The sequence below is a fragment of the Psychroserpens ponticola genome, from assembly GCF_023556315.2.
Lineage (GTDB): Bacteria > Bacteroidota > Bacteroidia > Flavobacteriales > Flavobacteriaceae > Psychroserpens > Psychroserpens ponticola.
Map to the genome: position 1 here is coordinate 141,685 of NZ_CP116221.1, position 12,051 is coordinate 153,735.

Sequence of the window (12,051 nt, forward strand, 5' to 3'; positions counted from 1 at the left end):
TTTATAAAAACTTAAATAATTAGTGCAGCTATTTTAAATAGCAATTTGTATTTTTCCGAAGTAAAATATTAACAAATGAAAACATTTTCAATAGCCATTCATGGAGGAGCAGGAACTTTAGTTAAAGGAATGATGACGGCTGAATTAGAAGCTCAATATAGAAATGATTTAAAAGCAGCACTCAATAAAGGTTATGCTGTTTTGAATAAAGGTGGATCAGCAATTGATGCTGTTGAAGTTGCTGTTCAGGTTTTGGAAGATTCTCCATTGTTTAACGCTGGAAAAGGCTCTGTGTTTACAGCAACCGAATCTCACGAAATGGATGCGTCTATTATGGATGGAAAAACATTAAACGCAGGAGCTGTGAGTTTAATTTCTGGTATTAAAAATCCGGTAAGTTTAGCTCGTGATGTGATGGAAAAAAGCGAACATGTGTTTTTGGCAGGAGAAGGTGCAATGCAGTTTGCTAAAGAACTTAATTATACCTTGGAAAATGAGGCGTATTTCTATGATGAATTTCGTCATAAGCAATGGTTAGAAATTAAAGATACAGATCGTTTTCAATTAGATCATGCTACTAAAAAAGATTCAAAATTTGGAACCGTTGGAGCTGTAGCTTGTGACAAAGATGGAAATATTGCAGCAGCAACCTCAACAGGAGGAATGACCAATAAAAAATGGGGACGCGTTGGTGATTCTCCAATGGTTGGATCAGGAAACTACGCTAATAATAAAACGTGTGCAATTTCATGTACTGGAAGTGGAGAGTTTTTTATTCGAGGTGTTGTAGCTTATGATGTGGCTTGTTTGATGGAACATAAAAATATGAGTTTACAAGCTGCTTCAGATGAAGTAATTCATAAACGCATTCTTGAAATTGGAGGTGATGGAGGATTGATTGCTGTGGATGTCAAAGGAAATATCGCAATGCCTTTTAATACGGAGGGCATGTATCGTGCGAGTAAAAATTCCGAAGGAGAAGAAGACATTTCAATTTATAAATAAACCATGATTGTTAGGCATTTAGGACATACAGATTTTAATACGATTATGGAGTGTTTTTTATCTGCGTTTGAAAATTATTTTGTCAAAATGCCAACAGATTATAACTATTATAGGCAATGTTGGAAAGTCGCTAAAGTGAACTTCAATTTGTCTTATGGTATGTTTGATAATGGCAAATTAGTTGGGTTTATAATTAACGCAATTGATGAACGTCATGGTGAATACATTGCATTTAATACAGGAACAGGAGTGATTCCTGAATATCGTGGTCAGAAAATAGTAAAGTCTATTTATGCGCATGCGATTCCAGGTTTAATTCAAAATGGAATCACAAAATGTACTCTAGAAGTGATTACTGAAAATCACAAAGCTATAAAATCATATGAAAGTATTGGGTTTAAAATTTGTAAGACTTATAATTGTTTTGCTGGTGAATTATCAGTTGATAAACGTCAAGTGAATGTTGAGAAAATTCCTTTTGAAAAAGTGCTTTGGGAGCAAATACCTAATCAAGACATGTATTCTTGGGACTTTCATTATACCAGTTTAAAGCATGGGAAATCTAGGTTCTATTATGTATATAACAATACTAAATTAGAATCGTTTTTTGCCATTAATCCTGATGGAACTATAAATCAATTTGAGGTGTTTAATACCAAAATTGGAAATTGGGAACGCTTGCTATATGCAATTCAATCGATTTTAGAAAAAGTGAGAATTATTAATCTGGATGATCGACTTGAATCTAAACGTATTGCAATAGAAAATGCAGGTTTAAAAAATACTGTGAATCAATATGAAATGGAATTAAACTTATAAGATTATATCTTCTTCTTGAACCATTTTACTGGTAAGAAATAAAAAATAACACTCCATATAAAGATCATATTGAATACAAACAACGTCGTTCTATGATTATAGAGAATAACATATAATGTCATATCTATAAATAGTATGAGCATAAAAAAATTAGGTGTATATAAAAAGAGATCCTTCAAAGCATCATGATTATATACTATTTTGTTTTTAGTTTTAAGACTAAGCCAATATGTGTTTTCCGAAGAAAAAGGTGACCATATTTGCTTTTTGTCTCGATCAAGAAACTTAAAAAAACGTTTTAATGTATCTAAAGTTTGCGATTTGTAATTCACAATCAATTGTTCTTTTGGGATACTCAAAAACGCCAATAATATGATAGCTAATGAATCTATAAAGTGACCAAATCTAGAAGAAGTTAATGTATATAATGACATGTGAAAAATAATGATAAACCAAAGTGTAAGATGTCGAGTTCTCTTTATTAAGATTAATATAGCAATTATAAATTCAGTAAACATTGCGATATAAGATAATACTTTAGCAAGGAGTAATTCTGGTAAAAACTCAGAAAAATACAAATAAATAGGATTCTCTCTTGCAACTCCTAACCACGTGTTCATAAACGCTCCAGACCACCAGTCTGGTTCTAAAAATTTATTTATTGAAGCTCCAAAATACACCAAGCTTAATTGAAATATTAGTAAGTAAGGAGGTTCTTTGTCGTTAGTTAATCCTGCTAAAAACAAAGCACAACCACAAATAAAAGCATGATTAAAAAACAAAGGTTTTGAAGCCAGTATGTTTAATATAACGACTAAACCAGTTACAATGCTTGCTGTACGAACTTTAATATTGAAAAGCAAAGCAAAAGCACTTAATGCGTAGATGAATCTTAGAGAATACTTAAACAAATTAGGATGCTCATTAAACCAATCTAAAGTAGGAATAAAAGGGATAAATGGATCAGCGATTTTAAAAAACATGTGATGAGCAGTCAATAATATGACCAATAGCTTACACATCAATAATACATTTGGCTGCAACTTTGTGCCTTCAAATTGAAATGGTCTTAATATGAATGCAGATAAACTATTCATGTTCAAATCGCCATTCTTGTTCTTCATGTCCATTAATAGAATATGTCATTAGCACTTTTGCATTATCAACTTTGCCATACGTACGTTCATATTGTGAAATCAATGAGAAGATATTATCAATAGAGCGTTGTTCCCAACCCTTCATTTTGTATTTGTAACGCGCTTCTGTGTCTTCTGGGTTTAAGGTGTTTCCATCGATAGTTACAAAAACTTCAAACTTTACATGTGTATCATATGGTGCCCAACAAAAAAAGCGTTCAGGTATAAAACGTGCATAAGTCATTGAGCCGACTTGAAGTAGCAGGAAAAGTATGCCTATAAAAACCCTAACTTTCATAAGACTCAAATCTATAAGAAATTAGAATAAGATTCAAGAAAATTAGATAAAAGGTGCTTCTATAGCGAGCACTTTCACTTTTTTCTTATCGATATGAAAGGAATCTCCATTAGATAAAATATGAGTTCGCATATTTGTTAATGACATTGGAGTGCCTGGACTAAGTATTTTATGATTGTTGTGTTTTATACGTCTACCATCAAAGATTATAACCATACCAGAGCCAATAACTCTACATTTATTATTTTTAATAATCATACCAGTATCTTCTGCAAGACCAATACCAATTAACTTAGGGAATTTTGCTACAGCTTCAGAAATTCTACCAAAACGACCACGTTTAATAAAATGTGTATCGATAATTAAACCAGGGATTAAGCTTAATCCTTTGTACATGTTTACGGCTCCTTTAATAAAGGATTCAGTAGCGCTACCTCCAGCTATCATTTCTTGTGACATCATCATTGCACCTGCACTTGTGCCAGCAACAACAAAACCCTTTTCGTTTTTATAACGATGTCTTATGATTTCATGAATTTTAGTGCCTCCAATTTTGTCTGTAATTTTAGATTGATCACCACCAGAAAACATGATGCAATTAGCAGATGTTATTAAATCTATAGATTCTTGTTTTTCAGAATCTGCTTTGCTCCTAATGTCCAATACTGTAACATTTTCACAACCTAAAGTTGAGAACGCTTCTAAGTAATTTTCTCCAACTTCTACAGGAATACTTGATGCAGTTGGGATAACAACAATTTTAGCATCCGAACCTCCAGCTTCTCTAACAACATGATATAAAATGCCTTCATCAATAAACTCTAAAGTGTATTGTTCGTTCTCTTCTGTTCCTTTATCCTCATTTCCACCAATAGGTATTAGTGTTCCTTTATTCGTCAACATATAAATCTTTCTCTGGTTTGAATATTGGACAAAAATAAACTAAATTTTCTATTGAAAAATGTTATATTTATAATCTTTCACATTAACTAACTGAAAATAATATTACATGAAAATACGCGAGATAAATGCCATGAGAGGACCAAATTATTGGTCTGTTAGACGACATAAATTAATAGTAATGGTTCTTGATCTTGAAGAGATGGAAGAATTACCATCTAATAAGATTGATGGTTTTTATGATCGATTAAAAACGATGTTTCCAACGATGTATGAACATCGTTGTTCTGTAGGAGAAGCTGGTGGATTTTTTCAACGTGTTGAAGAAGGTACTTGGATGGGTCATATTATCGAGCATATTGCTCTTGAAATTCAGACACTTGCAGGAATGGATGTTGGCTTCGGAAGAACAAGAGGTTATGGAGAAGAAGGGGTTTATAATGTGGTTTTCGCTTATATGGAAGAATCTGTTGGTCGTTTTGCAGCGAAAGCTTCGGTTAGAATTTGTGACGCTTTGATTAGTGGTGAAGACTATGATTTATCTCAAGATATTCAGGAAATGCGTGAGTTACGTGAAGCAGATCGATTAGGTCCAAGTACTGGGTCTATTGTTGAAGAAGCGGAAGCTCGTGGAATTCCTTGGATTCGATTAAATAAATATTCATTGTGTCAGTTAGGTTATGGAGCCAATCAAAAACGAATTCAAGCTACTGTAACGAGTGAAACAAGTAGTATTGGTGTAGAATTGGCTTGCGATAAAGAAGATACTAAATACCTTTTAGAGCAAGCTGAAGTTGAAGTGCCTAAAGGTGATATTATTCGTCGCGAGCGCAGTTTAGAAGACGCTTGTCGCTATGTAGGTTATCCGTTAGTGATTAAGCCAATTGATGGCAATCATGGCCGAGGTATTACGGTTGATATTCAAAATTATGAAGATGCACTTCAAGCATTTCATCATGCCAAAGAGAGTTCTAAAAGTGGAGCAATCATTGTCGAAAAATTTATTACTGGTGAAGATTATCGATTGTTAGTCATTAATAATGTATTAGTTGCTGGAGCAATCAGAACACCTGCTCATGTTATTGGTGATGGAAAATCTACAGTACAAGAATTGATTGACATAGTGAATTCTGATTCTCGTCGTGGTTTTGGGCATGAAAATGTGCTTACCAAAATAACAACTAATGAATTGACAAAAACCATCATTAAAGATGCTGGTTATACGCTAAATTCAGTTCTTGCAGAAGGCGAACGACTAATTTTGAAAGATACTGCAAACCTAAGTACAGGAGGAACAGCTGAAGATATTACAGACATTATTCATCCTGCTAATGTAAGTATGGCTGAACGAATATCTAAAATTATTGATTTAGATATTTGCGGTATTGATATCATGACCACAGATATTTCTAAACCATTATCCGAAACTGGAGGCGCTGTTCTTGAAGTTAATGCTGGACCAGGATTTAGAATGCATTTAGCACCAACAAGCGGATTGCCACGTAATGTTGCAGCTCCTGTGATAGATAAATTATTTCCAATAAAAGGTGAAACTGGACGTATTCCTATAATTGCAACTTCTGGTACAAACGGGAAAACAACTACAACACGTTTAATAGCACACATTGCTAAAATGAAAGGGTATCGTGTTGGTTATACCACTAGCGATGGTGTGTATATCCAAAATCGATTATTAATGACAGGTGATTGCACTGGTCCTGCAAGTGCAGAATTTGTGCTTAAAGATCCAACGGTGAATTTTGCAGTTTTAGAATGTGCTAGAGGAGGGTTATTACGCGCTGGTTTAGGATTTAAAAAATGTGATGTCGCTGTAGTAACTAATGTTGCTGCAGATCATTTAGGGTTAAAAGGAATTCATACCATTGAACAATTAGCAAAAGTGAAAGCCGTAATTCCTGAAACAGTATTGCCAGATGGCTATGCTATTTTAAATGCAGATGACGATTTGGTGTATGATATGAGACGTAATGTGAATTGTAATGTTGCTCTATTTTCTATGGATGAAAATAATCCACGTATAAAAGCACTACAACGACTTAATGGAATTACTGCAGTATATGAAAACGATTGGGTTACTATTTGTAGAGGTGAATGGAAAATGCGTTTAATGAAGGCTGAAAACATTCCATTAACTTATGGAGGAAAAGCAAAATTCATGATTCAAAATGTACTTGGAGCTGTATTAGCTGCACATGTACAAGGTATTAGCATCGAAGATATGAAAGCTGCTTTAGAAACGTTTATTCCTTCTGCTGCTCAAACTCCTGGACGTTTAAATATATTTGAATTCAAAGATTTTACAATTCTTTTAGACTATGCACATAATCCAGCGGGAATGAGAGCACTTCAGAAGTTTACAGATGAATTAGATGCCACAGTTAAAGTTGGTATTATTGCAGGAATTGGTGATAGACGTGTTGAAGATAATAATGAAATGGGTGGAATTGCAGCTGAAATGTTTGATGAAATAATTATTCGTCAGGATAAACGCTTACGCGGAAAAACGGAAGAGGAGCTTATCAAAATGTTGAATGATGGCATTAAAATGAAAGATCCTAATAAGAAAACGACTATTATTCCTTCTGAGAAAGAAGCAATCACGTTTGCTGTTAAAAATGCAGTAAAAGGCTCGCTAATTATATTATGTAGTGATGTGATTCCTGATGCATTAGATTTAGTTATGAAGTTTAAAGAACTAGAAGCAAAAGGAGAATTAAATCTTGCTTAGTTATTTTCAGAATAAAAATAAAAAAAGCCCGAAACATTGTTTCGGGCTTTTTTTATAATATCTATTGACTCTTAGCAAACTCTTACTTCTTTTACTTTAATGTGTAAACTCTTTCTGTAAGCTTTAATGCTAATGATTTCAGAACTCTTCTTGCGGTTAATTTTAATAATCTGAGCTTTTACTGCAGAAGCAGCAGCAGTTTCACTTTTAATTACTTGAGTTTCAATATTGTTTTCAATTACAGTTTCAATTGTATCGTCATTATTGATATCTGTATTAGCTTCTTGTGCTGTAGATAAGAAAGGTAATAATGTGATCGCTAATATTGTTAAAACTGTTTTCATAATTGTTTGTTTTTGTTATTAAACTCATGTCAAAGAAACATCACAATACAGGTTGAGGATGAAATTTTTGGATAAAACGACCGATTTTTAGTTAAGATGAAACGGTTCGTAAAAAACATCGGTGAACTACACAAAATCGGCTTGAAGCCCAATAAATACGTTGTAGATTAAGTGATATATTTCTTGGGTAAGTGGTTTTTTGATGTGCATTTCGGCGGTGAAATTGACACTAGTTTTTATAATCCCTTTGTTTATATGGGTTGTGAGTGTAAATGCGTTAGGATTTACCGTTCATCGATGGTTTTTTAATACTCATCGGATAAATAGGAGGTACGGAATTTTGTATCTTTCAGTTTTACTAGAACAACGAATGAATTATTCAGATAATACCTACGCAACCCTTTTCAAGAGACAAAGAGAAAATCAGTTTCATATTGGTAATACAACTTATAAAGAACGTATCAAAAAGTTGAAAGCTCTTAAGCTTGCTTTAGAAAAAACGTATAAGCAAGAGATCAGAGATGCGCTTTATGCAGATTTCAAAAAACCAACGCTCGAAACAGACCTTACAGAGATTTATCCTGTCATTGACGAAATTAATTTTGTAAGTCAGCATTTAAAGTCTTGGTTAAAACGACAAAAGGTTGATACACCTACGGCTTTGCTTGGAAGTTCATCATGGATTAAAAATGAACCTAAAGGCGTCTGTTTGATTATCTCTCCTTGGAACTTTCCTGTGAATCTTACATTCGGACCATTAGTGTCTGCCATTGCTGCAGGAAACACGGTTATTTTAAAACCGAGTGAAATGACACCACATACGTCTAAGGTGATGTCAACTATTATAAGCGACATTTTTAATGACAATGAAGTTGCACTTGTCGAAGGTGAAGTTGAGGTATCACAAGAATTGCTGAAGCTTCCTTTTAATCATATCTTTTTTACAGGGTCTCCACAAGTTGGCAAAATCGTGATGAAAGCTGCTTCAGAGCATTTAACTTCGGTGACTTTAGAATTAGGAGGAAAGTCGCCAGTCATTATTGATGACACGTCTAATTTAGATAAAGCCGTTAAGAAAATTATCTTCGGAAAGTTTCTCAATGCTGGACAAACGTGTATTGCTCCAGATTATGTATTCGTTAATGAATCTATTGTATCTGAATTTAAAAGTGCCTTTAAAAAGCATCTTACAGCGTTTTATTCTGAAAATCCTTCCGCTTCAGATTCCTTAGGAAGAATTGTGAATCAGAAACACTTCAATAGATTAAAAGGGTATTTGGAAGATGCTATTTCTAAAAACGCTTCAATTGAACTTGGTGGAATTTCAGAAGAAAAAGACAATTATATGGAGCCTACATTAATATTTAATGCTCCTGAAGACAGTGCTGTTATGCAGAATGAAATTTTCGGACCAATTCTTCCTATCAAAACTTATCGTAAAACAGATGAGGTTGTTGGTTATATTAATTCAAAAGAAAAACCCTTAGCATTGTATATTTTTAGTAAAAACAAAACGAATATCAATTACATTATCAATAATACTAGAGCAGGAAGTACGTGTATTAATCATAACTTATTACAGTTCTTAAATCATAATTTACCTTTTGGAGGTTCTAACAATAGTGGTATTGGAAAGTCTCATGGTTATTTCGGTTTTTTAGAATTTACAAATCAACGTTCGGTCTTAAAACAACAAACTATTGGAGCTGTAGATTTATTGATGCCACCTTATACGAACTTTAAACAAAAGCTTGTGGATTTAACGATTAAGTGGTTTTAATAAAAAAAAGCCGTTCCCTACAAACGACTTTTCTTCTCAAAAATACAATTGAATAGCATTTTCAATTAATAGATATGTGTTGAAATTATAATTAATTACAGATTACTTATCTATTAAGTAACCATTAATATTATAAGATCCGGCAGTTGAACTAACGGCTTCACCAGTGTCTACAAATATGGGGTTTATAAAAGAAATGAATCCTGCATTATTATTTGTTCCGCTACCATTATATACTGTAGTACTCGCCACAATTAAATCACTGTGAAAACCCAAATAATTAAGAATAACTAGGATTTTACCAGCTGGCACTGTATAAGTTGCATTGATATTGATAGGTTCACAATAGGCATCTACTAAAAATCCATTCACTTTCACTAATGCTAGATCTGCTTCTACGACACTACCAGAGCCTACAATTATTGGATTATTGATTGATTGATAATCAGCCGTGTTTTGCTGTCCAGATAGAATAGAAAAATTACCATCAACAGTGAGGTCGGCAAAATTGGAATCACTAAAGACATTAGTAATATATAAATTTTTCCCTGCAGGTACTGTATAGTTATTTGCTCCTGTTAAATCATTAAATGTTATAGGATCTACATTTGCAAATCCATCTGGATATTTTGGATTCATGAATGCTCGCATGTTTGCAGATGTACCACTAGAAATTTGTAATTCGTCTCCAGTTAAAGTTAAATCTTGTAGTTCGTTGGTAACATCACCATCTACTTCTGTAGGTATTGACCATGACGTAACTCCTGCACCATTTGTAGTTAATACTTGATTTGCTGTTCCGTCTACATCAGGCATTAAATATCTATTAGTAGTTCCTGTACCTAAAGACATTCGTCCTCTAAAATAACCAGCATAGCTATTAGATTTGGTTACATTGCTGTATATTCCATAATGAGTTCCTCCAGCAGATGAGTTAATATCTATATAGCTGCCATATTTTATTCCAGTACTCCAACCAGATATAGAGGTGCGTACACCATAAGTATTGCTCGTTCCTGTAATGTTATTTAGTTGGTTATATACACCTGTATGCTCAGAATTCAAATTGCCTAGTGTATGATTCCAAACACCATAGGATAAGGTGGCATTTGCCCTAAAATTATTTTCTATTCCTATCTGCATGTTAGAACTTCTCGAAAATAAATTCTCAATTCCAATATTTTTGCCATTTGCATTTGTCACCGAATAGAAATCATTTAAGACACCTCTGAATCCAGTTGAAAATGGATTCATTCCCGAATTTGTTCCTAAAACAAAAGAGTTTTTCAATCCAGTTGTGATTCCATTTACTGTACTATGTCTAATGTAATTGTTTATGGCATTCGACACTCCTATATTTGGGCTACTTGTTGGGTTTGTTCCCCATAAACCTATATAAATACCATTATTATTATTATTACCATTTAAATAGGAATTAATACTCAGTGTACTATCATTATTACTATCTATGTTAGAAGAAGAGAGGTCAAGTATTTCTGACTCACCTATCATAGTGACTCTGCCATTATCTACATTAATAGTTCTTCCGGCTCCAGATCCACCTTCATCATAAGCTTGATCTAAAGTGTTTTGTGTATTAGTTAAAGACAATGTTGTAAAATTTATTTGTCCAGAACCATCTGTAGTTAATACTTGACCGTTAATTCCATCTGTAAGTGGCATATTGTACTCGTCATTAATATTCATCAAACCATTTTTATAGATGGTTAAGGCATTGCTTCTACTACTACTACTAGTGCCATTACCTATACTAAATAGCCGATCATTATTATTAAAAGTGGTTAAACTAGAAGGCGTATATATTGTAGAATATAAACCTATTGTAGTTTCTGCATACGAAGGTGCTTCGGTGTTACGCCCAAAAGCGGTAGAGTAATTTCCTGAAGCTTCAGTTGCAGAACCCAAAGAGGTAGAATAAGCACCTGAAGCTTCAGTTGAAGATCCAAACGAAGTAGAACGAACTCCTGTGGCTTCAGTTCCATATCCAAAAGTAGTAGTGTCATTTCCTGAAGCCGTTGAATTTCTTCCAAACGCCGTAGAATAAGTTCCTGATGCTACTGTGTTGTATCCAAAGGAAGTAGAATAATCTCCTAAAGCGCTTGAATTTCTTCCAAAAGAGGTAGAATACTCTCCAGAAGTTGTTGTATTGTCTCCAAAAGCAGTAGAATACTCTCCAGTAGCTGTAGAGTTGTTTCCAAAGGCAGTAGAATACTCTCCTGAAGCCGTTGAATTTCTTCCAAACGCCGTAGAATAATTCCCTGAAGCTTCTGTTATATATCCCAAGGCAGTAGTAGAAAATCCAGAAGCATCAGTTAAAATTCCTAAAGCAGTTGAATAATCTCCAAAAGATCTTGTGTCATATCCCAAAGCTGTAGAATAGTCTCCAACATTAGCATCATCCCAATTTGTTCCATTTACGTAACCAGCTCTAAAAGCAGCTTTTCGAGGATTAAAAAACATACGAGTACCTGAGCCAGAGGCTAAGATTGTTTCTCCAACTCCAAAAGTACCAGTTATCAACAAACCATCTTCGCCATTAATAGTTACTGCACCATCTGTTGCATTAATAGTTTTACCATTTCCCACACCTCCTTCATCATAAGCTTGATCTAAAGTGTTTTTGCCTCCAGATGATAAAAACACCCAACCTGTACCTTGATTCCAATAATAAAACCCTTTGCCTGAGCTACTAGTTCCAGTGTAAAAAATAAGCATTCCGTCACGTGTTGATCCAGGAGAAGCAGGAAAGGCACTCATTCGCGGAATTAGAATACCATCACTATTTGTTGGACTTGAGCTGTTGCTTGCACTTATGTCTAAAGAGGATTGTGGGTTTGTGTTTCCAATTCCAACTTGGGCATTTATAATTGAAATTGTAAATAATAGTACACAAAATATTAGTAGTCTAAAATTCATAACAGATGTCTTTGAGGTGAATTTTAGTGGAAATAACGATGTGGGAATGTAGGAGCGTTATTTGTGAAAAACCACTTGAAATT

The 12,051-nt window shown here is 33.9% G+C and carries 9 protein-coding genes; 4 read left to right on the plus strand and 5 right to left on the minus strand.

Annotated features, from left to right (window positions below):
- The first annotated feature begins 75 nt into the window (after positions 1-75).
- Positions 76-1,005, plus strand: a complete 930-nt coding sequence (locus tag MUN68_RS00605; RefSeq protein WP_249996431.1) for an isoaspartyl peptidase/L-asparaginase family protein — start codon at positions 76-78, stop codon at positions 1,003-1,005.
- 3 nt (positions 1,006-1,008) lie between these two features.
- Positions 1,009-1,824, plus strand: a complete 816-nt coding sequence (locus tag MUN68_RS00610) for a GNAT family N-acetyltransferase (RefSeq protein ID WP_249996432.1) — start codon at positions 1,009-1,011, stop codon at positions 1,822-1,824.
- Between the two features lie 2 nt (positions 1,825-1,826).
- On the opposite strand, the gene MUN68_RS00615 is transcribed toward MUN68_RS00610, so the two are convergent.
- The 3 genes from MUN68_RS00615 to MUN68_RS00625 are packed head-to-tail and all read right to left on the minus strand — an operon-like array spanning position 1,827 to position 4,161.
- Entirely contained in the window at positions 1,827-2,948 is a 1,122-nt protein-coding gene (locus MUN68_RS00615; protein WP_249996433.1) for an HTTM domain-containing protein, read from the minus strand.
- Positions 2,914-3,258: a hypothetical protein gene (locus MUN68_RS00620; protein ID WP_249996434.1), complete on the minus strand. Its 345-nt coding sequence runs from the start codon at positions 3,256-3,258 to the stop codon at positions 2,914-2,916. Before MUN68_RS00620 ends, MUN68_RS00615 begins: the two co-directional genes overlap by 35 nt.
- Positions 3,259-3,300: 42 nt before the next feature.
- Positions 3,301-4,161, minus strand: coding sequence for a cyanophycinase (locus MUN68_RS00625; protein ID WP_249996435.1), 861 nt, complete (start codon positions 4,159-4,161; stop codon positions 3,301-3,303).
- Positions 4,162-4,267: 106 nt separating this feature from the next.
- On the opposite strand from MUN68_RS00625, the gene cphA reads away from it, so the two are divergent.
- The gene (gene cphA / locus MUN68_RS00630; protein WP_249996436.1) at positions 4,268-6,907 is read left to right on the plus strand and encodes a cyanophycin synthetase; all 2,640 of its coding nucleotides are present in this window, start codon (positions 4,268-4,270) and stop codon (positions 6,905-6,907) included.
- Between the two features lie 71 nt (positions 6,908-6,978).
- Here the strand turns inward: cphA and MUN68_RS00635 are convergent, their stop codons facing one another.
- Positions 6,979-7,251: a hypothetical protein gene (locus MUN68_RS00635; protein WP_249996438.1), complete on the minus strand. Its 273-nt coding sequence runs from the start codon at positions 7,249-7,251 to the stop codon at positions 6,979-6,981.
- Between the two features lie 370 nt (positions 7,252-7,621).
- Between MUN68_RS00635 and MUN68_RS00640 the strand changes: the two genes are divergently transcribed.
- Positions 7,622-9,031, plus strand: a complete 1,410-nt coding sequence (locus tag MUN68_RS00640; protein WP_249996439.1) for an aldehyde dehydrogenase family protein — start codon at positions 7,622-7,624, stop codon at positions 9,029-9,031.
- Between the two features lie 102 nt (positions 9,032-9,133).
- Here the strand turns inward: MUN68_RS00640 and MUN68_RS00645 are convergent, their stop codons facing one another.
- On the minus strand, positions 9,134-11,968 hold the full coding sequence (locus tag MUN68_RS00645) for a hypothetical protein (protein WP_249996440.1): 2,835 nt from the start codon (positions 11,966-11,968) through the stop codon (positions 9,134-9,136).
- Positions 11,969-12,051 lie beyond the last annotated feature (83 nt).